The 21,107-nt window shown below is 60.7% G+C and carries 18 protein-coding genes; 13 read left to right on the forward strand and 5 right to left on the reverse strand.

The window, feature by feature from the left end; all coding sequences use genetic code 11:
* Window positions 1–2,628 (reverse strand): retention module-containing protein (locus ACM6IN_RS06130; protein WP_414915600.1); only part of this gene is annotated, 2,628 nt, incomplete at its 3' end.
* 357 nt (window positions 2,629–2,985) lie between these two features.
* Between ACM6IN_RS06130 and ACM6IN_RS06135 the strand changes: the two genes are divergently transcribed.
* The 11 genes from ACM6IN_RS06135 to ACM6IN_RS06185 all read left to right on the forward strand — a co-directional run bounded on the left by ACM6IN_RS06135 (window position 2,986) and on the right by ACM6IN_RS06185 (window position 18,124).
* Entirely contained in the window at window positions 2,986–4,335 is a 1,350-nt protein-coding gene (locus ACM6IN_RS06135; RefSeq protein WP_007918308.1) for a TolC family outer membrane protein, read from the forward strand.
* 34 nt (window positions 4,336–4,369) lie between these two features.
* Window positions 4,370–6,526 carry a type I secretion system permease/ATPase gene (locus ACM6IN_RS06140; RefSeq protein WP_095113879.1) on the forward strand — a complete coding sequence of 719 codons (2,157 nt, stop codon included), beginning with the start codon at window positions 4,370–4,372 and terminating at the stop codon, window positions 6,524–6,526.
* Complete coding sequence (locus ACM6IN_RS06145) at window positions 6,516–7,883, forward strand: HlyD family type I secretion periplasmic adaptor subunit (protein ID WP_007918311.1); 1,368 nt, start codon at window positions 6,516–6,518, stop codon at window positions 7,881–7,883. Before ACM6IN_RS06140 ends, ACM6IN_RS06145 begins: the two co-directional genes overlap by 11 nt.
* Before the next feature lie 360 nt (window positions 7,884–8,243).
* A complete protein-coding gene (locus ACM6IN_RS06150; protein WP_007918313.1) occupies window positions 8,244–9,140 on the forward strand; it encodes a TauD/TfdA dioxygenase family protein in 897 nt (298 codons plus the stop codon).
* Window positions 9,141–9,162: 22 nt separating this feature from the next.
* On the forward strand, window positions 9,163–10,023 hold the full coding sequence (locus ACM6IN_RS06155) for an ABC transporter ATP-binding protein (RefSeq protein WP_414915601.1): 861 nt from the start codon (window positions 9,163–9,165) through the stop codon (window positions 10,021–10,023).
* A 20-nt stretch (window positions 10,024–10,043) separates the two neighbouring features.
* Window positions 10,044–10,910: an ABC transporter permease gene (locus ACM6IN_RS06160; RefSeq protein WP_123375676.1), complete on the forward strand. Its 867-nt coding sequence runs from the start codon at window positions 10,044–10,046 to the stop codon at window positions 10,908–10,910.
* 202 nt (window positions 10,911–11,112) lie between these two features.
* Window positions 11,113–12,030, forward strand: coding sequence for a LysR family transcriptional regulator (locus ACM6IN_RS06165; protein ID WP_414915602.1), 918 nt, complete (start codon window positions 11,113–11,115; stop codon window positions 12,028–12,030).
* A 191-nt stretch (window positions 12,031–12,221) separates the two neighbouring features.
* Complete coding sequence (locus tag ACM6IN_RS06170; RefSeq protein WP_414915603.1) at window positions 12,222–13,760, forward strand: MFS transporter; 1,539 nt, start codon at window positions 12,222–12,224, stop codon at window positions 13,758–13,760.
* Window positions 13,761–13,786: 26 nt separating this feature from the next.
* Complete coding sequence (locus tag ACM6IN_RS06175; RefSeq protein WP_414915604.1) at window positions 13,787–14,857, forward strand: HlyD family secretion protein; 1,071 nt, start codon at window positions 13,787–13,789, stop codon at window positions 14,855–14,857.
* Window positions 14,854–16,488 (forward strand): efflux transporter outer membrane subunit, encoded by a 1,635-nt coding sequence (locus tag ACM6IN_RS06180; protein WP_259740583.1) that lies wholly within the window; start codon window positions 14,854–14,856, stop codon window positions 16,486–16,488. Before ACM6IN_RS06175 ends, ACM6IN_RS06180 begins: the two co-directional genes overlap by 4 nt.
* 55 nt (window positions 16,489–16,543) lie before the next feature.
* The gene (locus tag ACM6IN_RS06185) at window positions 16,544–18,124 is read left to right on the forward strand and encodes a glycosyltransferase family 39 protein (protein ID WP_123375673.1); all 1,581 of its coding nucleotides are present in this window, start codon (window positions 16,544–16,546) and stop codon (window positions 18,122–18,124) included.
* 5 nt (window positions 18,125–18,129) lie between these two features.
* Here ACM6IN_RS06185 and ACM6IN_RS06190 read toward each other — a convergent pair whose 3' ends face one another.
* Both ACM6IN_RS06190 and ACM6IN_RS06195 read right to left on the reverse strand, forming a co-directional pair.
* Window positions 18,130–18,888, reverse strand: coding sequence for a slipin family protein (locus ACM6IN_RS06190; protein WP_007917711.1), 759 nt, complete (start codon window positions 18,886–18,888; stop codon window positions 18,130–18,132).
* 2 nt (window positions 18,889–18,890) lie between these two features.
* The gene (locus ACM6IN_RS06195) at window positions 18,891–19,421 is read right to left on the reverse strand and encodes an NfeD family protein (RefSeq protein WP_185051950.1); all 531 of its coding nucleotides are present in this window, start codon (window positions 19,419–19,421) and stop codon (window positions 18,891–18,893) included.
* 174 nt (window positions 19,422–19,595) lie between these two features.
* Here ACM6IN_RS06195 and ACM6IN_RS06200 point away from each other — a divergent pair, with 174 nt between their 5' ends.
* Both ACM6IN_RS06200 and ACM6IN_RS06205 read left to right on the forward strand, forming a co-directional pair.
* Window positions 19,596–20,057 carry an aminoacyl-tRNA deacylase gene (locus ACM6IN_RS06200; protein ID WP_007917709.1) on the forward strand — a complete coding sequence of 154 codons (462 nt, stop codon included), beginning with the start codon at window positions 19,596–19,598 and terminating at the stop codon, window positions 20,055–20,057.
* Between the two features lie 128 nt (window positions 20,058–20,185).
* Window positions 20,186–20,431: a DUF2789 domain-containing protein gene (locus ACM6IN_RS06205; RefSeq protein ID WP_007917708.1), complete on the forward strand. Its 246-nt coding sequence runs from the start codon at window positions 20,186–20,188 to the stop codon at window positions 20,429–20,431.
* A gap of 3 nt (window positions 20,432–20,434) precedes the next feature.
* Here the strand turns inward: ACM6IN_RS06205 and ACM6IN_RS06210 are convergent, their stop codons facing one another.
* On the reverse strand, window positions 20,435–20,716 hold the full coding sequence (locus tag ACM6IN_RS06210) for a type II toxin-antitoxin system RelE/ParE family toxin (protein WP_007917707.1): 282 nt from the start codon (window positions 20,714–20,716) through the stop codon (window positions 20,435–20,437).
* Window positions 20,713–20,991, reverse strand: coding sequence for a CopG family ribbon-helix-helix protein (locus ACM6IN_RS06215; RefSeq protein WP_007917706.1), 279 nt, complete (start codon window positions 20,989–20,991; stop codon window positions 20,713–20,715). Before ACM6IN_RS06215 ends, ACM6IN_RS06210 begins: the two co-directional genes overlap by 4 nt.
* Window positions 20,992–21,107 lie beyond the last annotated feature (116 nt).

The following is a 21,107-nucleotide window of genomic DNA, read 5'->3' on the forward strand; positions in this document are numbered from 1 at the left end:
CGTCGAAGTGTCGATGGTGTCAGTGACGTCGGTTACGGCTGGCGTGGTGCTCGGAACGAGGTTTTCGAAGTTGCCGCCGGTGGCGTCCTTGATGGTGACTTCGACTTTGCCGGCGTCTTTGTAAACGTCATCGGCTGGTGCCGGAACAGTCACGGTGCCGGTTGTTTTGCCGGCCTCAATGGTGATCACCGAGCCGTTGCTCAGGGTCACGGTGACTGGCGTGCCGGCCGGATTGGTCAGCGTGGCGGTGTAAACAATCGAACCACCCTCAGCCACGGAACCGGTTGCGCTCAGCGACAGGTTGGTGGTGTCGGCAACATCGGTAACGCTGGTCGATACCGGGGTCTTGTCGGCGACCAGATCTTCGTAATTACCACCCGAAACGCCAGTGATCGAATTCGTCAGCGGTGCGTTGCCGGTCAACGCGTCATTTGGCGCGGTGGTGGTCACGCTGCCGGTGGTTTTACCGACTTCAATGGTGATGCTCTGACCGTTGGCCAGGGTTACCACGACAGGCGAACCGGTCACCGGGGCGCCAACGGTGGCGGTGTAGGTGACGGTGCCACCTTCAGCAACCGAGGTATCAGCCGTCAGTTTCACGGTCGAGGTATCGATAGTGTCGGTCACTTCGGTCACGGCCGGGACAGTGCTCGGCAGCAGATTCTCGAAGTTGCCGCCAGTCGCATCCTTGATGGTGACTTCGACTTTGCCTGCGTCTTTATAGACATCATCGGCCGGCGCCGGAACGGTCACGGTGCCAGTGGTTTTGCCCGCGTCGATGGTGATCACCGAGCCGTTGCTCAGGGTCACGGTTACCGGCGTGCCGGCCGGATTGGTCAGGGTCGCGGTGTAAACGATCGAACCCCCTTCCGCCACGGTGCCGGTGGCCGTCAGCGACAGGTTGGTGTTGTCGATCGAGTCGGTAATGGTGGTGGTCGCTGGCGTCGTGTTCGGCACCAGGTTTTCGAAATTGCCGCCGGTAGCGCCGGTGATAGTGGTGCTGACGGTGCTGCCATTGTTGTAAACGTCGTTGGCCGCGGTCGGCACGTTGACGCTGCCGGTGGTTTTGCCGGCGTCAATGGTGATGGTCGAACCGTTCGACAGGGTGATCGTCACCGGAGTTTGCGCTGCGTTGGTCAGCGTCGCGGTGTAGGTGATCTGGCCGCCTTCGACGACGGTGCCGGTAGCGGTGAGGCTCACGCTGGTGGTGTCGACCGAGTCGGTAACCGTGGTGGTGGCTGGCGTGGTGTTTGGCACCAGGTTTTCAAAGTTGCCGCCGCTGGCGCCAGTAATGGTGGTGCTGACAGTGCCGCCATTGTTGTAGACGTCATTGGCCGCCGTCGGCACGTTGACGGTGCCGGTGGTCTGGCCAGCCTCAATGGTGATGGTCGAACCGTTCGACAGGGTGACGGTCACCGGGGTTTGCGCCGGGTTGGTCAGGGTCGCGGTGTAGGTGATCTGGCCGCCTTCGACCACTGTGCCGGTGGCAGTCAGGGTCAGGTTGGTGGTGTCGATCGAGTCGGTGATGGTGGTCACCGCTGGCGTCGGGTTCGGCACCAGGTTTTCGAAGTTGCCGCCAGTCGCACCGGTGATGGTGGTGGTGACGGTGCTGCCGTTGTTATAGACGTCGTTGGCCGGGGTCGGCACGTTGACGGTGCCGGTGGTCTGGCCGGCGCCGATGGTGATGGTCGAGCCGTTCGACAGGGTGACGGTCACCGGGGTTTGCGCCGGGTTGGTCAGGGTCGCGGTGTACGTGATCTGCCCGCCTTCGGTGACACTCGGCCCGGCCGTCAGGGTGACGGTGGTGGTGTCGATGGTGTCGGTGACCTGGGTCGTGGCCGGAGTGGTCGGCGGGGTCACGGTGATGCCATTGCCGCCGGTGGTGCCGGTGACGGTCACGTCGATCTGGGTCGGGTCGTTATAAACGGTGTCGTTCGGCGCCAGTGGCACGTTGACGGTGCCGGTGGTTGCACCGGCCGGAATCACGATCACCGCGCCGTTGGACAGGGTGATGGTCAAGTCGGTCAGCGGCGCCTGGGTCAGGGTCGCGGTGTACACCAGCACACCGCCGGCTTCGGTGATGGACGGCGTGGCGCTGAGGCTCAGGGTCGAATCACGCAGGGCGTTGGTGGTGGTATCGGTGGTCTGGCCGCCGGTAATGTTTTGCGCAGCTTGACCGGCAGCGTTGATGCCTGCGGTCGGGAAGCCAATGGTCGGGTCAACGCGGCCAGCGGTGGCATCGAGCATCACGAAGCTGTGACCGCCACCGGCAGCACCGCCCGTGCCTGCGGCGCTTGGGCCGGCAGCAGTAGCGTCCAGCGCGGTGGTCGGGTCGACACCGGCGGCGATGGCTTGCTGCAGTTCGGCTACCGACGGCGCTGCCTGCGCGGTGGCTTCGGCCAAATCAGTGCTGGAGTCGGGCGCGTTGGCGCTCCACTGAGTTTCACGGCCCAGATCAAGGGGGCGGCCATCGGCCAATTCAAGCGACACGGCGCCGGAGAGGCCGGTGTCGATCTGGTCGCCGACAAACAGACGATCGCCTTCAACGAGTACGCGACGCACGCCCTCTGGGGACACCACGAATACCTGACCGACAATGCTTTTGACGATGGCAACAACACTGCTCATTGAAGACTCTCCGGGTGTCACGTTCAGTTGACTTCCATGGACCTGACGGCATGGGCGCCGATTCAGTCTGGACGTACTTTAAAAATTTGCGAAACAAGTTTGACGCGTCTTTTCGTCAATAATTTGGCTAGATTCTTTCGCTATTAACTTTATGCCAAACTATTGACCTTCTGGGTGCCATCCTAAACAATCGCCCCACTAATGTCACATTGATATTTCCGCGGCGACCTGTCCTTCAACGTGTGATCCAGTTCCTGTTTTGAACTTTCCGACATACGGTCAATCTGGTTGCCATCATCCGACGCAGCGCCACGTTTTGCTGTGATTCAAGACAAGAAGTTCTGGGAAATTCCTATCATGCGTTCGCCCCTGCTTTTCGCCGTACCCTTCGCCCTCGCCGCCTCTTTTGTACAAGCACAATCCTTACCAGAAGCCATGCAGCAGGCACTGGATGTCCATCCGGAAATCCAGGCAGGGGTCAACAGTCGTTTGGCTGCGGATTATCAGTTAAGAGCGGCAAAAGGTGGATACCTGCCGAAGGTCGATCTGCTCGGCGGTTATGGCCGTGAGGGTACCGACAGCGTCACCACCCGCGCCAATTCCGGTAACCACTACGAAACCCTGAATCGTAGCGAGTCAAGTTTACGTCTCTCGCAAATGGTTTTTGACGGTTTTGCGACGTCCAGCGAAGTCGGGCGTCAACAAGCCACCGTTAACTCCCGCGCTTACTCTTTGCTGGGCACTTCCGAGCGCACCGCGCTGACTGTCGCCCAGGTCTATCTGGACGTGCTGACCCGCCGCGAATTCGTGCGTCTGGCCGAAGAAAACCTCAAGAGCCACCAGCGCATCTACGACCAGATCCAGCTGCGTACCCAACGCGGCGTCGGCAGCGGTGCCGACCTCGACCAGGCTGAAGCGCGGATGGCCCAGGCCCGCAACAACCTGATCACCGAGCAGACCAACCTCGCCGACTCGGAAACCAACTTCCTCAGCGCCGTCGGCCAGATGCCTGATCAGCTCGAGCGTCCGGCGCCGTTCATGGCGATGATGCCGGCCAACCTCAATGAAGCCCGCCAGCAGATGCTGGAAAACAGCCCGATCCTGCGTTCGGCCGAGTCCGACATCGCCGCCGCCGAGAAGCAATACGAAACCGCCAAGTCGACCTTCTACCCACGTTTCGACGCCGAACTGGGTCGCACCGCCGACAACGATCTCGACGGCCAGAACGGTCACAACAACGAATGGCAAGCCATGCTGCGCATGCGCTTCAACCTCTATTCCGGTGGCAGCAACAAGGCCGATCTGGAATCCAAGTCGTACCTGTCGAACCAGGCTTTGGATATTCGCAACAACGCCCTGCGTCAGTTGAACGAAGAGCTGGGCCTGGCCTGGAACGCCTTGAACAACGCTAACGCGCAGGTGCCGATCGCGCAGCAATACGTCGATCACAGCACCTCGGTGCGCACCGCCTACCAGCGTCAGTTCAGCCTCGGTGAACGAACTCTGCTTGATTTGCTCGACAGCGAAAACGAGTTGTTCACCGCTTCGCGGCGTCTGGCTGAAATCAAAAACATTCAGTTATTTACTCAGTACCGAATCAAGGCGACCATGGGCGAGTTGCTCAGAAGCCAGGGAGTGGTCGCACCGTTGGCATCCGTTGTGCAAAACGACGTCAAGCCCAAGGTCCAGCTGCCTGGGATGAATTGAGTTATCCCTTTTCAACTGTCAAAGAGTGTCGAGCGTGGAATCAGAAGTCAGTCGAGTTCAACTCAGTCATGATCCACGCGCGCTGCACGACGATCCGTTACTGGACGGTCTGCTCGCCCTTTGCATGCTGCACCAGAAGCCCGCCAGCGCGGCGATGCTGACCACCGGACTGCCGCTGCCCAAACAACGCCTGAGTGTCGAGTTGCTGCCCCGCGCGGCAGCTCGCGCCGGCCTGCAAGGTCGGGTATTGCAGCGCAAACTGGAAGAAATTCCGGCGATCGCCATGCCGGCCTTGCTGCTGCTCAAGGATGGCCGCAGCGCTGTCCTGCTCGGCTGGCAGGGTGACAATGAAGCCCGGGTGCTGCTCAGCGAAACCGACGGCGGCGAGTCGATTGTCAGCCGTGAATTGCTGACCGACGATTACACCGGCAAAGTCTTCTTCGCCCAGCCGCAACACAAATTCGACGTCAACCACGGCACGCTGATTCCGCGTGCGCGCTCGTGGTTCCGCGACACCCTCAAGCGTTCGCGCTGGCTGTACGCCGATGCGATTGCCGCGAGTTTCCTGATCAACATCATCGCCATGGCCGCGCCGCTGTTCGTGATGAACGTCTACGATCGCGTGGTGCCGAACCAGGCCGAAGCGACCCTGTGGGTTCTGGCGTTGGGCATCACCGGCGCCTACATCTTTGACCTGATCCTCAAGAGTCTGCGCGCCCTGTGCCTGGATCTGGCCGGGAAGAAAACCGACCTGATCATCTCCGCGACGCTGTTCGAGCGCATCGTCGGCATGGCGATGAAATACCGTCCGGCGCGAGTCGGCAGCTTCGCGCAGAACATCCACGAATTTCAGAGCCTGCGCGACTTCCTCGCCTCGCTGACCCTGACCAGCCTGATCGACCTGCCGTTCACCATCCTGATCTTCATCGTCATCGCCATTCTCGGCGGGCATCTGGTGTGGATTCCGGTGCTGGCGTTCCCGATTGCCCTGCTGATCGGCTACGCCTTGCAGAAGCCGCTGGTGGCGACCATGGAGCGCACCATGGCCCTTGGCGCCGAGCGCCAGTCGAGCCTGATCGAAACCCTCGCCGGTCTCGACGCGGTGAAGGTCAATAACGCGGAGAGCGAACGCCAGTACCAGTGGGAACAGACCATCGGCACCCTCAGCCGCCTCGAGCTGCGGGTGAAAATGCTCTCCGGCCTGGCGATGAACATCACCCTGCTGATCCAGCAACTGGCCGGGGTGATCATGATCGTCTTCGGCGTGTACCAGATCATCGCCGGCAACCTGAGCATGGGCGGTCTGATTGCCTGCTACATGCTCAGCGGTCGCGCACTGAGCCCGTTGGCCTCGCTGTCGGGTCTGTTGACCCGTTATCAGCAAGCCCGCGTGACCATGACCTCGGTCGACCAGATGATGGAGTTGCCGCAAGAGCGCAATTTTGAAGAGCGCCCGCTGAGCCGCAAGGTTTTGCAAGGCGCGATCGAGTGCCGCCAGCTCAGCTTCACTTACCCGGAACAACAGAACCCGGCGCTGAAGAACATCAATCTGGTGATTCGTCCCGGCGAGAAGATCGGCATCATCGGCCGCAGCGGCTCGGGCAAGAGTTCGCTGGCGAAATTGCTGGTCGGCCTGTATCAGCCGGACGACGGCGCGCTGCTGGTCGACGGTGTGGATATCCGTCAGATCGACGTCAGCGAACTGCGCTACAACATTGGCTACGTGCCGCAAGACATCCAACTGCTGGCCGGCACCCTGCGTGACAACCTCGTCTCCGGCGCCCGTTATGTAGAAGACGAGCTCGTCCTGCAAGCCGCCGAACTGGCCGGCGTCCACGAATTCGCCCGTCTGCATCCACAAGGTTACGAGCTGCAAGTCGGCGAGCGCGGGCAGAACCTCTCCGGTGGTCAACGGCAGAACGTCGCACTGGCCAGGGCGCTGTTGCTCAATCCGCCGATCCTGCTGATGGACGAGCCGACCAGTGCGATGGACAACACCGGTGAAGAACGCCTCAAGCAACGCCTCGCCGCGGTGATTGAAAACAAGACCGTGGTGCTGGTGACGCACCGGGCTTCACTGTTGTCGCTGGTCGATCGTCTGCTGGTGATCGACCGTGGGCAAATTCTCGCCGATGGCCCGAAAGCCGCCGTGATGGAAGCGTTGAAGAAGGGGCAAATCAGTGTTGCTTAAGTCGGGTTTCAAGGATTCGATCCGTCGCTACTTCAAAGGCTCGGCATCACTGCAGGGCCAGCCACTGCCGGAGGTCAACAAAGCGCTGATCGAGGACGCCCCGCGCGTCGTGCGCCTGACCATCTGGGCGATCATCGGCTTCTTTATCTTTCTGCTGCTGTGGGCCAACTTCGCCGTGATCGACGAAGTGACCAAGGGCGACGGCAAAGCGATTCCGTCGTCGAAGATCCAGAAAATCCAGAACCTTGAGGGCGGGATCATCTCCGAACTGTTCGTCAAGGAAGGCCAGATTGTCGAAGCCGGTGCACCGCTGATTCGTCTCGACGACACGCGATTTGCGTCGAACGTCGGTGAAACCGAAGCCGATCGCCTGTCGATGCTGCTGCGCGTAGAACGCCTCAGCGCCGAGGTCGATGACCGTCCGCTGAATTTCCCCGAGGACGTGCTCAAAGCCGTGCCCGGTCAGGCGAAAAGCGAAGAGTCGCTGTACATCAGCCGCCGTCAGCAGTTGCACGACGAGATTGGTGGTTTGCAGGAGCAGTTGATCCAGCGTCAGCAAGAGCTGCGCGAATTCGCCTCCAAGCAAGCGCAGTATCGCCAGCAACTCGGTTTGCAGCGTCAGGAAATCAACATGTCCGAGCCGCTGGTGGCGCAGGGCGCGGTGTCTCCGGTGGAAGTCTTGCGTCTGAAGCGTGCCGAGGTGGAAACCCGTGGTCAGTTGGATGCAACGACGTTGGCCATCCCGCGTGCCGAATCGGCGATCAAGGAAGTGCAGCGCAAGATCGACGAAACGCGCGGCAAATTCCGCAGCGAAGCGCTGACCCAGCTCAACGAAGCCCGCACCGACCTGAACAAGGCCAGCGCGACGGGCAAGGCGCTGGAAGACCGCGTCAGCCGCACGCTGGTGACATCGCCGGTGCGCGGCATCGTCAACAAGTTGCTGGTCAACACCATCGGCGGCGTGATCCAGCCGGGCAGCGACATGGTCGAAATCGTACCGCTAGACGACACACTACTGGTCGAAGCCAAGATCCGCCCGCAAGACATTGCCTTCCTGCATCCGGGGCAGGAAGCGATCGTCAAGTTCACCGCCTACGACTACACCATTTACGGCGGGCTCAAAGCCAAGCTTGAGCAGATTGGTGCCGACACCATTACCGACGAAGACAAGAAAACCACGTACTACATCATCAAGGTGCGTACTGAGCGCAGCCACTTGGGTACCGATGAAAAGCCGTTGCTGATCATCCCGGGGATGGTCGCGTCGGTGGACATCATTACCGGCAAGAAGTCGGTGTTGAGTTATCTGCTCAAACCGATCATCCGTGCGCGGGCAGAGGCGTTGCACGAGCGCTAGATCTTCAGCGCTGCTGACGGCCTCTTCGCGAGCAGGCTCACTCCTACAGTAACCGCATTTCTCCAGAGGAATGCGATCCCTGTAGGAGTGAGCCTGCTCGCGATAGCGGCAGCCCAAACACCACATCTCTGTCAGGAAGTGACAAAAACCGTCACTCACCACTCAGTCCATTCCGCACCAATCGCCATATCGTTATTCATTAACGGTATTTAATTTCCGATTCTTATAGCTATAAAGTCATCCCCCTGCGTACCTGCCGACCAATCGGCGCGCCGCACGACCTGAACCAACACGCAATCCAGCGTGAGTGTCTGATCGACGAGCGCGCCCGTGAGCGCGCCGTGCGTGGGAGATGGAAAGATGTCCGCAGCTACTGCTTCCCCAAGCGCCGCGACCGCCGCGCCGCAATCCTTTGAAATCCGCCCGTTCAGCGGTGCCGTCGGCGCCGAGATCATTGGCCTTGACCTCAGCCGGCCGATCAATGATCAGGACTTTGCGCGCATTCATCGCGCGCACCTGGATCACCACGTCGTGGTGTTCCGCGACCAGCAAATCACCCCGCAACAGCAAATCGACTTCAGCCGCCGCTTCGGCGTGTTGCAGATCCATGTGCTCAAGCAGTTCCTGCTGGCCAACCACCCGGAAATCCTCATCGTTTCCAACATCATCGAAAACGGCCAGAACATCGGCCTCGGTGATGCCGGCAAGTTCTGGCACTCCGACCTCTCTTATAAAGAGCTGCCGAGCCTCGGTTCGATGCTCCACGCGCAGGAGTTGCCGTCCGAGGGTGGCGACACCCTGTTCGCCGATATGCACAAAGCCTGGGACAGCTTGCCCGAGGCCTTGCGCAAAGCTGTTGAAGGTCGTTCGGCCGCGCATTCCTACACCGCCCGCTACAGCGAAACCAAATTCGAAGGCAACTGGCGCCCGACCCTGACCCCGGAGCAACTGGCCCAGGTCGCGGAAGTGGTGCACCCGGTGGTGCGTACGCACCCGGAAAACGGCCGCAAGGCGTTGTTCGTCAGCGAAGGTTTCACCACACGCATCGTCGGCCTGCCGGAGGACGAGAGCCAGCAGTTGCTGAGCGAGCTGTACGCCCACAGCGTGCTGCCGCAGAACATCTACCGCCATCAGTGGCAGCCCCACGATCTGGTGTTCTGGGACAACCGTTCGCTGATCCATCTCGCCGCCGGCTGCCCGGCGCACCTGCGCCGCAAGCTGTACCGCACGACCATTCAGGGCGACGCGCCTTTCTGATTCGCCGGAGACTGATCAAATCATGAACGCCCCCTTGCAAGGCCACGCGGCCAGCAACCTGATCGCCCGCAGCGAAGCGCTGCTCGCCGTCGATCATGTCAGCCTCGAATACCGCACGCCGCAACGCGTGGTGCGCGCCACCCACGAGGTCAGTTTTGAAATCGACCCGGCCGATCGATACGTGCTGCTCGGCCCGTCCGGTTGCGGCAAATCGACCCTGCTTAAAGCGGTGGCCGGGTTCATTCAACCGTGCGAAGGCGAAATCCGCCTGCAAGGCGAACGCGTCGACGCACCGGGGCCAGACCGGATTGTGGTGTTTCAGGAGTTCGATCAACTGCCGCCGTGGAAAACCGTCAAACAGAACGTGATGTTTCCACTGCTTGCCTCGCGCACCCTGAAGAAAAAAGAAGCGGAAGAGCGTGCGCTGCACTATCTGGAAAAGGTCGGACTGGCGGCATTCGCCGATGCCTATCCGCACACCTTGTCCGGCGGCATGAAAGCGCGCGTGGCGATTGCCCGGGCGTTGGCGATGCAGCCGAAAATCCTCTTGATGGACGAACCGTTCGCCGCACTCGATGCGCTGACCCGCCGCAAGATGCAGGAAGAGTTGCTGCTGCTCTGGGAAGAGGTGCGCTTCACTCTGCTGTTCGTCACCCACTCGATTGAAGAGGCGCTGGTGGTCGGTAATCGCATCCTGCTGCTGTCGCCGCATCCCGGCCGAGTGCGCGCCGAAGTGCACAGCCATCAATACGATCTGCACAGCCTCGGTGGCGTGGCGTTTCAGGAATCGGCGCGGCGCATTCATCGTTTGTTGTTCGATGAAGGCCAGTCGCCGGAAACCGAGCGTGACCACGACTTCAATGACATTCGCATTGCCTATTGAGCGGCCAGGAGGATTACCCGATGAGCCATTCATCATCTGTGCGTGAAGAGTTTGAAATTGTTCTGGAGCCGCTGACTGAAGTGCCGGTCGAGCGTGAGTTGTCGCTGGGTACGCGGCTGTGGCAACAGGGCTGGTTGCGTAAAGGCCTGATCCTGATTGTGCTGGCGGTGCTGTGGGAAGTGGTCGCGCGAATCCAGAACAATGACCTGATGCTGCCGAGTTTCCTGCAGACCAGTCATGCGTTGTTCGACGGGCTGCTCAGTGGTGAGTTATTGGCCAAGGTGTGGATATCGCTGGTGGTGCTGATCAAGGGTTATCTGATCGGCATCGTTTTGGCGTTCGCCCTGACCACGTTGGCCGTATCGACGCAGTTGGGCCGTGATCTGCTGAGCACGATGACTTCGATGTTCAACCCGTTGCCGGCGATTGCCCTGCTGCCATTGGCGCTGCTGTGGTTTGGCCTGGGGCAGAACAGCCTGATTTTCGTGCTGGTGCATTCGGTGTTGTGGGCGTTGGCGCTGAACACCTATGCCGGGTTCCTCGGGGTTTCCGAAACCCTGCGCATGGCGGGTCGCAACTATGGTCTGAAGGGTTTGCGACTGGTGCTGTTCATCCTGATTCCGGCAGCGCTGCCGTCGATTCTCGCCGGGTTGAAGATCGGCTGGGCGTTTGCCTGGCGCACGTTGATTGCCGCTGAATTGGTTTTTGGTGCGACCAGTGGCAAGGGCGGGCTGGGTTGGTACATCTTTCAGAATCGTAATGAGCTGTATACCGACAAGGTGTTTGCCGGGTTGGCGGTGGTGATTCTGATCGGCTTGCTGGTGGAGAATCTGGTGTTCGATACGCTGGAGCGGGTGACCGTTAAGCGGTGGGGGATGCAGCGGTAACTCTGTGGCGTTGCGTCTGGCCTCATCGCGAGCAGGCTCACTCCTACAAGGGATCTGCGTAGTACACAAAATCTGTAGACACTGAAGATCCAATGTAGGAGTGAGCCTGCTCGCGATAGCGTCAGTCATGCCAGCGCGATACTTGAAGGATGTTTGCTAGCATTGCGCCCAGATCAATCCAGATCAGCCAAGAGTGCTCAGCATGCAACTCCCGGACATGAACCTTCTGGTCGCCCTCGACGCCTTGCTCGATGAGGGCAGTGTGGTCGGCGCCGCGCGGCGGATGAACCTCAGCCCGGCCGCCATGAGCCGAACCCTGACGCGGATCCGCGAAGCGATCGGTGATCCGATCCTCGTGCGTGCTGGACGTGGCTTGGTGCCAACCCCCAAAGCGCTGGAGTTGCGCGAGCAGGTGCGCGATGTGGTCGAGCAGGCCGCGCTGCTGTTCCGCTCGGCCGACTCGGTGGAACTGGGCACGCTGCGCCGGCGCTTCAGCATCCGCGCCAATGACTTCTTCATCGGCGTCTACGGCGGCAAGCTGTTCGACACCCTCGATCAACTGGCGCCGCACTGTGAGTTGCGCTTCGTCCCGGAAGGCGATGGCGACGATGAAGCCCTGCGTGAAGGGCGCATCGATTTGAGCGTCAGTAATACCCGCCCTGTCACTCCTGAAGTCAAAGTGCAGAATCTGTTTTCGACGCACTTCGTGGGACTGGTGCGAGAAGATCATCCATTGCTCGACGGTGAAATCACTGCCGAGCGCTATGCCGGGTATTCGCATATCAGCATGTCGCGCCGGGGCATCGCTCGCGGCCCGATTGATACCGCGCTGAATGCGCTGGGTCTGGAGCGGCGCGTCGCGGTGATCGCGCCGAGTTTCCATGCGGCGATGTTTGCGTTGCCTGATTCCGACCTGATCCTGCCGGTTCCCAAAGAAGCTCTGCTGAGTGTGCGCCGGCTCGGTTTGAAACTGCGCTCATTCGACCTGCCAATCCCGTTGCCGACGTTGATGCTGACTCAAGCCTGGCACCCTCGATTCGACAAGGACCCCGCGCACCGCTGGCTGCGCGAAACCCTCAAGGCCTGTTGCGACGAAACCTGGCTGGCTGCACAACCCTAAAGATCAAAAGATCGCAGCCTTCGGCAGCTCCTACATTGGAATGCATATCCCTGTAGGAGCTGCCGAAGGCTGCGATCTTTTGCTTTTAATGATTGTGTCTGGCGCACTTATAACCTGCCAATAAGTCAATTTTCGTCATTGCCAAGCCCGACTAAGATGCTCCGGTATTTTTCCCTCCGGAGTGTGTATTCATGACATCCCTGTCGGCTGCGGTGCCCATCGCTGCGGCCAGCCCGGCGACGGCGGCCGCGCCACCGGTGTTCGGGGCGCGGATCATCATTGGCCTGGTCGGCGTGCTGCTGGCGGTGCTGGTGTCGGGCCTCAACGAGATGGTCACCAAGGTGGCCCTGGCCGACATCCGTGGCGGGTTGCACATCGGTTACGACGAAGGCACCTGGCTGGTCGCCAGCTACACCGCCACCTCGGTCGCGGCCATGGCCTTCGCGCCGTGGTGTTCGGTGACCTTCTCGCTGCGCCGCTTCACCCTTTGCGCGATCAGCCTGTTCACCTTGCTTGGCGTGCTGTGCCCGTTTGCACCGGACTACGAAAGTCTGCTGCTGATGCGCACTTTGCAGGGGCTGGCCGGCGGTGCGCTGCCACCGATGCTGATGACCGTCGCCCTGCGCTTTTTGCCGGCGAATATCAAACTCTACGGTCTGGCCGGCTACGCACTGACGGCGACATTCGGCCCCGGCCTCGGCACGCCGCTGGCCGGTTTGTGGACCGAATACGTCGGCTGGCAGTGGACGTTCTGGCAAATCATCGTGCCTTCTCTGATCGCCATGGCGATGGTCGCGTGGGGTATTCCGCAGGACCCGCTGCGTTTGGAACGCCTCAAATCGTTCAACTGGAAAGGCCTGCTGCTGGGCTTTCCGGCAATCTGCATGTTGGTGATCGGTTTGTTGCAGGGCAATCGGCTGGACTGGTTCGAGTCGAGCCTGATCTGCGGATTGCTCGGCGCCGGTTCGCTGCTGCTGGTGGCGTTTCTGATCAACGAGTGGTCGCAGCCGATTCCCTTTTTCAAATTGCAGATGCTCGGTATCCGCAACCTGTCGTTCGCCTTGATGACCCTGGCCGGTGTGCTGATAGTTCTGCAGGCGGTGGTGTTGATTCCGTCGAGTTATCTGGCGCAGGTGCAGGGTTATCGCCCGGCGCAGACCGCACCGATCATGCTGATCGCCGCTTTGCCGCAACTGATTGCGCTGCCGTTGGTGGCAGCGTTGTGCAACCTGCGCTGGGTCGATTGCCGCTGGGTGCTTGGCATGGGTTTGAGCATGTTGACGCTGTCCTGCCTGGGCGGATCGCTGCTGACTTCAGAATGGATTCGCGACAATTTCTACGTCCTGCAATGGCTGCAGATCTTCGGTCAGCCGATGTCGGTGTTGCCGCTGTTGATGTTGTCCACCGGCAGCATTCAGCCGCAAGACGGGCCGTTCGCCTCCGCGTGGTTCAACACGGTGAAAGGCTTGGCGGCCGTGGTCGCTACCGGGGTGATCGAAGCGCTGACCACCGCGCGCCTGCATTTCCATTCGACCATGCTGGTCGACAGCCTCGGCAATTCGCCGCTGGCCGACCGCAGCGATCCGGGCCTCGCCCATCGCCTGCACGAACAGGCCGTGGTGCTGACTTCTTCCGATCTCTATGTGTGCATGGCCGGCGTCGCGGTGGCGTTGATCCTGCTGATTTTCTGGCTGCCGACGCGGATCTTTCCGCCGCGCGCGCCGACCTGATCGCTGTACTGAAACAGAAGGTTTTTATGACGACTCAAGCAAAGCAAAAACTCGCGGTGGCCATCGCCGCCGCACTGGCGGTCGGCGTGCTGGTTTACCTGGCGCTGCCCGGCGTGTTTGGCAAACGTACTCAGCAAAACACCAACGACGCCTTTGTCTCCGCCGACTACACGCTCATCGTGCCGCGCGTGGCCGGGTTCATCAAGGAAGTCTTGGTGGAGGACAACCAGCAGGTCAAAGCCGGGCAGTTGCTGGCGCTGATCGATGATCGCGATTTGCGTGCGTCGGCTGAAGCGGCGGATGCGCAAACTCTGGTGGCGCGGGCGCAGTTGCAGAACGCCAAGGCGACGCTGGAGCGCCAGACTTCGGTGATCGCTCAGGCGCAAGCCTCGGTAGTCTCGGCCAAGGCGGAAATGGCGTTCGCCCAGCAGGAATTGAATCGCTATAACCACTTGGCGGGCGTTGGAGCCGGCACCGTGCAAAACGCGCAACAGGCGCGCACGCGCATCGATCAGGCCACGGCTCATCTCGACACCGCCACGGCGAAGCTGGCGGCAGAGCGCAAGCAAGTCGACATCCTCACCGCTCAACGTGACGCCGCCGAAGGCAGTCTGAAACACGCGCAAGCGGCACTGGAAATCGCCAGTTTCGAACTCTCCTACACGCGCATCACCGCGCCGCAGGATGGCATGATCGGCGAGCGCGCCGTGCGCGTCGGCGCCTATGTGACGCCGGGCAGCAAGCTGCTCGCGGTTGTGCCGTTGCAGCGGGCTTATGTCGTGGCGAATTTTCAGGAGACGCAACTGACGGATGTGCAGCCGGGGCAAGAGGTGCAGGTGCGCGTCGACAGCCTTGGTGGTGAAGCCTTGAGCGGTCGCGTGGAAAGTATTGCGCCAGCCACAGGCGTGACCTTTGCGGCGGTGAAACCGGATAACGCCACGGGTAATTTCACCAAGGTGGTGCAGCGGATTCCGGTGAAGATCATGCTGGAACCGGGTCAGCCGCTCGCCGAGCGGTTGCGCGTGGGGATGTCGGTGGAGGCGAGTATTGATACGCGCAGTTCCGAGAAATCCGTGCGTGAGGTGACCCAGCGATGATGGGTGGTAATTCAACTGGCCTCATCGCTGGCAAGCCAGCTCCCACAGGTTCCGTCGGTGGGGCTGAACAATTTGGACAACCTGCACAATCCCTGTGGGAGCTGGCTTGCCAGCGATGGGGTCAGTGGCAGCCACTCATTTTCAGCGCCTTGGTGACAGCAAGCCTCACCGCCTGCACCGTCGGCCCAGACTTCCAGAAACCCGAAGCCACACAAATCGCCGACTGGACTAAGCCGGCCAAGTCAGCCCCCAGCCAAGCTGTCAGCGAACCCCTCAACGAACGATGGTGGGAGGTCTTCCACGACGCGCAACTCTCCGCACTCACTCAGCGTGCGGTGCAGAGCAACCTCGACCTGCAACTGGCCAGCAGCCGTCTGCAGCAAAGCCGCGCCGCCCGCCAGGTGATCACCGCTGACCGTTATCCGAGCACCGCCGCCACGGGCAGTTACGCGCGCAAACGCAACAGCAGCGAGGGCCTGAACGACCCGTCCGGACACAACGGCGATTCCGCCTTCAACCTGTGGGACGCCGGTTTCTCCGCCTCATGGGAACTGGATTTCTGGGGCCGCGTACGTCGCGAAACCGAAGCCGCCGATGCAAACCTCGAAGTCGCCGAAAACGACCGTCGCGGGGTGTTATTGGCCGTACTCGCTGACACGGCGCAAAACTACATTCAGCTGCGCGGTGTACAAAACACCCGCGCCGTCACCGAGCAGAACCTCGACGTCGCCCGCCATAGCCTGAAGCTCTCGCAACTGCGTCTGGCCGACGGTGTGGCGACTGACCTCGACGTCGCCGAAGCCGCCGCGCAAGTCGCCGCGATCGAATCGCGATTGCCGGCGCTGGAGCAACGTCAATCGCAGTTGATCAACGCGATCAGCCTGCTGATGGGCGAACCGCCACAGGCATTGGCTAAGGAGTTATCCACAGACGCCGCCGTGCCGCAGTCGCCGCTGCAAGTCGCCATCGGTCTGCCGTCACAACTTGCCGAACGCCGCCCGGACATCCGTCAGGCCGAAGCGCGCCTGCATGCTGCTACCGCCAATATCGGTGTAGCCAAAGGCGACTTCTATCCGCGCATCACCCTGTCGGGCAACCTCGGCTCGCAAGCCATGCAACTCAGCGACTTTGGCTCGTGGGGTTCACGCGCCTTCGGCATCGGCCCGCAATTCAGTCTGCCGCTGTTCGATGGCGGACGCCTGCGCGGCATGCTGCAACTGCGCGAAGCGCAACAACAGGAAGCGGCGATCGGCTACCAGCAAACCGTGCTGCGTGCCTGGCATGAAATCGACGATCAACTGACCGTCTACAACGCCAGCCAGCGCCGCCGCGACAGCCTCGCCGAAGCCGTCCGCCAGAACCAGATCGCCCTGCGCACCGCGCAACAGCAATACGTCGAAGGTGTGGTCGATTTCGTCAACGTCCTCACCGTGCAAAGCGCGCTGCTGGCAACGCAGGAACAGTGGGTGGAGAGTTCCACCGGCGTTTCGCTGGCGATGGTCGGGTTGTACAAGGCGTTGGGCGGGGGATGGCAGTCGGTTTACCCGGAAGGGCAAATGGCGGCAATGACGCCGGGCGTCGTGAAAGCACAAACCGACATCGACGGTTCTGCCGTGGCTGACCTAAAGTGATGGGCAGGTTGGCGCGTCATACTCTCGTGGCGCTGCGGCGCGGCAAGAGGCAGCAATGGCGGCGAACAGAGTCACGCCAATGGGCGACACGCAAGATCCGTTTGCCGCGCCCGGCTCCTGGTTCGGCAGCCTGCGCTGGGTGCGCTGGATAAAAAATCACTGGCTATGGCCGATCCTGGCACTGGCCGCATTCGTGCGTTTTTATGATCTGACCGCGGCTGCGATCTGGGGCGATGAAGGTTCCAGTCTGCTGCTGGGGCGCTATTCGCTGAGTGAAATTTGGCAGCACGCGGCATTCGATGTGCATCCGCCGCTGTACTTCATGCTGCTGCATGGCTGGGTCGAATTGTTCGGGGACGGCATTCTGGCGGTCCGCTCTCTCAGTGCGCTGGCCGGCATTGCGGCGGTGGGGCTGGGCGTGTGGCTGGTGGATCGCCTGGCCACCCGTCGCGCAGCGTTCATCGCCGGTGTGTTGCTGGCGCTGTTGCCGACCGCGGTGCGCTACAGCCAGGAAGTGCGCATGTACGCGCTGCTCGGGGCGCTGCTGCTCGCCGCGAGCCTGGCGCTGGTCTACTGGATCCGCCGCCCGCAACGCCAGCGCTATCTGGTGTATTACCTGCTGCTGATGAGCGCGGCGCTCTACACCCACTATTTCGCCGTGCTCGCGGCGCTGTGTCACTGGCTTTATCTGATTGCGATCCGCGTACAGCGTGGTTACCGGTTCCGGCACATCCAGCGCTGGAACTGGTGGCTGGCGAACCTGACCATCGTTATTTTGTATCTGCCTTGGCTGCCCAACCTGCTTGATTTGACGCAGCACATGCAGCAGCTTGAGGCCGGTGGCGATGTCGGTTGGGAGCCTGCCGTTACGTTGAGTTCGCTGCCGTCGATGATCTGGTCATGGTTGATTCAGGATGACGGTGAAAGTTTGCCGTGGCTGATTTTCGCGGCGTTGCCGCTGGCGATGCTGGGGCTGGCAGTCATCGCGGTGATGCGCGATCGCAGTGTGTCGCGCGGCAGTGTTCTGCTGGCGCTGTACACCGGGCTGCCGCTATTGCTGGTGTATCTGGTGTCGTTCATTACGCCGGTATTCATTGAGCGTTATCTGACGGCGTATGCCCTTGGCTTGCCGATGCTGACGGCGTTGGCCATCGACCGTTTGTACAGCCGCGTGCGGATGTTGGCATTGGCAGTGCTGGTGTCGCTGATCGCCGTGGAACTGGTCGGCGTAAACAACAACGCCACGGTCGACACGCATGATCAACTCGACACGGTCGTGAAGTACGTCAACCAGCATTTCCTTCCCGGTGACCGCATCGTCACCAGCGACATGCTCTGGTATCTGAGCTACGTCTACTACGATCGCACCGGGGCGCAGGTGCGCCTCTTCACTCCACCGAACGCCGATGGCCAATCGACGCGGCCAAATGAGTACGGGTTCGGCACGCTGGTAACGAGTGATGTCTATCTGAACAGCCTGACCGAGCTGCCAGCCGGAGGCCGGGTCTGGCTGGTCGGAACCGTCGATGAGCCACAAGAGTTCTCACCGCTACCTGCGACCTGGCAGACCAGCGCTGAAGTCCACGCGGGCGGGATGCAAGCACGCTTGTTCGTGCCCAAACCTTCGGGTGAATAGGCGGGTCAGGATTTCCCCGACAAATCCGCCATGCCCTTGAGCAATTCAATCGGCAGCGGAAAGACAATCGTCGAACTCTTGTCCCCGGCAATCGAACTCAAGGTCTGCATATAGCGCAACTGCATCGCGCCAGGCTGGCGACCGAGCATTTCCGCTGCCTGCATGAGTTTTTCCGAGGCTTGCAGTTCGCCTTCGGCGTGAATCACCTTGGCCCGCCGTTCGCGCTCGGCTTCCGCCTGTTTGGCGATGGCGCGGACCATCGATTCGTTGAGATCGACATGCTTGATTTCGACGTTGGCGACCTTGATCCCCCAGGCGTCGGTCTGCGCGTCGAGTACCTGCTGGATGTCGATGTTCAACTGCTCGCGCTCGGCCAGCAGCTCATCCAGTTCATGCTTGCCAAGCACCGCGCGCAAGGTGGTTTGCGCCAGTTGGCTGGTGGCAGAAAGATAATCCTCAACCTGAATAATCGCCTTCTGCGGATCGAGCACGCGGAAATACAGCACGGCGTTGACCTTGACCGAGACGTTGTCGCGGGTGATCACGTCCTGCGGCGGCACATCGAGCACCACGGTGCGCAGGTCGACCCGGACCATTTGCTGGACCACCGGGATCAGCAGGATCAGGCCTGGGCCTTTGACCTGCCAAAAGCGGCCGAGTTGGAACACCACGCCGCGTTCGTATTCGCGCAGGATGCGAAACGTCGAGCCGGCGAGGGCAATGACCAGTAACAGCAGCGCAACAAAACCGATTTGCAGACCCATGATCACTCTCCGAGTGGCGCCGCGTCAGTCGCGGCCACTTGCAGCAACAATCCCTTGCGCGCCACCACGCGCACCGATTGCCCGGTGTGCAGCGGAGTGGCGCTGAGCACTTGCCAGCGCTCACCTTGCAGTTGCACCCAGCCATTATGGGCATCGCCCGGTTGCACCGTGGTGATCGCGGTGACACTGCCGAGCAGGCCGGCATCGCCACTGACCGCGTGCCGGGGGCGGGTTTTCAGGGCGCGAATCAGCAGCGCGAGCAACAGCAGGGCGCTGATCAGACCGAGGCCGATCATCATTGGCACTGGCAACTCGGCGTTGCTCAGAATCAGCGCACCGATGACGAACATGATGATGCCGCCCAGCCCGATCACTCCGTAATTGGGCAGCGCCGCTTCGGCGATCAGAAAGACGATGCCCAAGGTAATCAGCCACAAACCGGCCGGACTCATCGGCGGCAACGGGGTGTCAGCGGCGAGGGCTGAGCCGCTGATCAGCAGGAGCAAGGCAAGCGCACAACATCGGCTGTTCACGTGACCCTCCGCGAGCGTCATGGCTGGTTCTTACAGTCTAGTTGAGGGTTGCGCTGGTTGAATTTTGATCAATGTGCGGATGTGTCCAGTGGGCGGAATTCTCTGCGCCAACCCCTCGCCGAACTAGACTCAAAGACACGGCAACCACCGTTCAGCGCAACACCGAGGTGCATCATGCGCATGGCAAGAAAAGTACAGAGCAGCCTGAACCGGGCGCACTGCGAATACGACATCGTCGCCCACCGACACTCGTCCAGCAGCCTGGAAACCGCACGAGTCGCCGGGGTGCCCGCCGAGCGCGTGGCCAAATCGATCATCCTCGACGACCACCACGGGCACTACCTGATGGCCGTGCTGCCGGCCAGTCGTCATCTGGACCTGAGCAAGGTACGCACCAGCGGCGAATGGCAACTGACCCGCGAAAGCAATCTGGCGCACATCTTCGACGACTGCGAACGCGGCGCGGTACCGCCGCTGGGTGGCTCTTATGGCCTGGACATGGTCATCGACCCGTTGCTGACGCGGCAAAAGGATATTTATCTGGAGGCGGGCAACCACAATTACCTGCTGCACATGAGCATGCCGGAGTTTCTGAAAATGGTGCCGCATGCCGAGGTGCGGGAGTTGAGTGATTAGGTTTTGTGGTGCCGGCACTGAGGCCTTCGCGAGCAGGCTCGCTCCCACAGGTTGATCGCATTCCCCTGTGGGAGCGAGCCTGCTCGCGAATAATCTTCCACACAGCCCATTTTTGAAGGAGTTGATCAATGGAAAGCCCAACACACAACCTCCCATCACTATTCAAACAACTCGGCCTCCCCGACGAACCGGTCGACATCGACAAATTCATCGCCACCCATTCCCCGCTCAAACCCGACTTGCATTTGGCTGATGCGTTTTTCTGGACGAAGAGCCAAGCGGAGTTTTTGCGTGACGAGATTCTGGATGACGCCGATTGGGCGGAGGTGGTGGATCAGTTGAATGTGATGTTGCGCAAGGGGAGAGCGGGGTAATCGCTACGTTGGAAAAGGCCAGGCCCGTGCTGTATGAACCAGCGCCATAATCCAGATCACATCCTGATCTGACTGGTAGACAAGACGGTAGCTGGGATGGGGAATTAATTCGCGAGTGCCAGCAATGATGCCGACCGGGCCAATCTTGGGGTTCTGGGATAGGCGCGAAGCCGCTTCGGTGAAGCGGCGATCCATGTCGAGCGCTGCGCCTGGATTTTTTGCGTGAAGGTAGTCCCAGATTTTTTCGCGATCCTGTACGGCATTTTTACTCCAGATAATCTTCATCCTTGATTTTCTACCTGCCTGCGCCTGGCGGCGAATTGTGCTTCAACTTCCTCGTTGGACACACCTTCACCGGCTGCCATCGATTCTCTTGCAAGGTCGACTTTTCGTTGCAGGAAGGCTTCGTACTCTCGGGCTTCCTGTTGTGTGCGAACAAACTGACGCATCATTTCTCGCATGATCTGCGAAGCAGGGCGATGGGAGGCCTCTGCCTCCGCCATGAACTGCTCACGCAGCTCTGGTTCAAGCTTCATTGTAAAAACGGCTTGTTTTGACATCTGCAGATTCCTTCAAGGTTCTCGGTACTGACGAGGTATATACATCGTCATCACATGAATTAGAAAGCTTCAGTTTGTGCGAGCGACCAGTGGAGCAATTTGTTTCAAAACTTGAC

The organism is Pseudomonas sp. IT-P395 (assembly GCF_949767675.1).
Taxonomy (GTDB): Bacteria; Pseudomonadota; Gammaproteobacteria; order Pseudomonadales; family Pseudomonadaceae; genus Aquipseudomonas.

What these genes read in the sequence shown, in the direction of transcription:
- ACM6IN_RS06135 (WP_007918308.1), top strand. Translation starts at nt 2,986, where the DNA reads ATGCGTTCGCCCCTGCTTTTCGCCGTACCCTTCGCCCTCGCCGCCTCT.
- ACM6IN_RS06150 (WP_007918313.1), top strand. Translation starts at nt 8,244, where the DNA reads ATGTCCGCAGCTACTGCTTCCCCAAGCGCCGCGACCGCCGCGCCGCAA.
- ACM6IN_RS06155 (WP_414915601.1), top strand. Translation starts at nt 9,163, where the DNA reads ATGAACGCCCCCTTGCAAGGCCACGCGGCCAGCAACCTGATCGCCCGC.
- ACM6IN_RS06160 (WP_123375676.1), top strand. Translation starts at nt 10,044, where the DNA reads ATGAGCCATTCATCATCTGTGCGTGAAGAGTTTGAAATTGTTCTGGAG.
- ACM6IN_RS06165 (WP_414915602.1), top strand. Translation starts at nt 11,113, where the DNA reads ATGCAACTCCCGGACATGAACCTTCTGGTCGCCCTCGACGCCTTGCTC.
- ACM6IN_RS06170 (WP_414915603.1), top strand. Translation starts at nt 12,222, where the DNA reads ATGACATCCCTGTCGGCTGCGGTGCCCATCGCTGCGGCCAGCCCGGCG.
- ACM6IN_RS06175 (WP_414915604.1), top strand. Translation starts at nt 13,787, where the DNA reads ATGACGACTCAAGCAAAGCAAAAACTCGCGGTGGCCATCGCCGCCGCA.
- ACM6IN_RS06180 (WP_259740583.1), top strand. Translation starts at nt 14,854, where the DNA reads ATGATGGGTGGTAATTCAACTGGCCTCATCGCTGGCAAGCCAGCTCCC.
- ACM6IN_RS06185 (WP_123375673.1), top strand. Translation starts at nt 16,544, where the DNA reads ATGGCGGCGAACAGAGTCACGCCAATGGGCGACACGCAAGATCCGTTT.
- ACM6IN_RS06190 (WP_007917711.1), bottom strand. Translation starts at nt 18,888, where the DNA reads ATGGGTCTGCAAATCGGTTTTGTTGCGCTGCTGTTACTGGTCATTGCC.
- ACM6IN_RS06200 (WP_007917709.1), top strand. Translation starts at nt 19,596, where the DNA reads ATGCGCATGGCAAGAAAAGTACAGAGCAGCCTGAACCGGGCGCACTGC.
- ACM6IN_RS06205 (WP_007917708.1), top strand. Translation starts at nt 20,186, where the DNA reads ATGGAAAGCCCAACACACAACCTCCCATCACTATTCAAACAACTCGGC.
- ACM6IN_RS06210 (WP_007917707.1), bottom strand. Translation starts at nt 20,716, where the DNA reads ATGAAGATTATCTGGAGTAAAAATGCCGTACAGGATCGCGAAAAAATC.
- ACM6IN_RS06215 (WP_007917706.1), bottom strand. Translation starts at nt 20,991, where the DNA reads ATGTCAAAACAAGCCGTTTTTACAATGAAGCTTGAACCAGAGCTGCGT.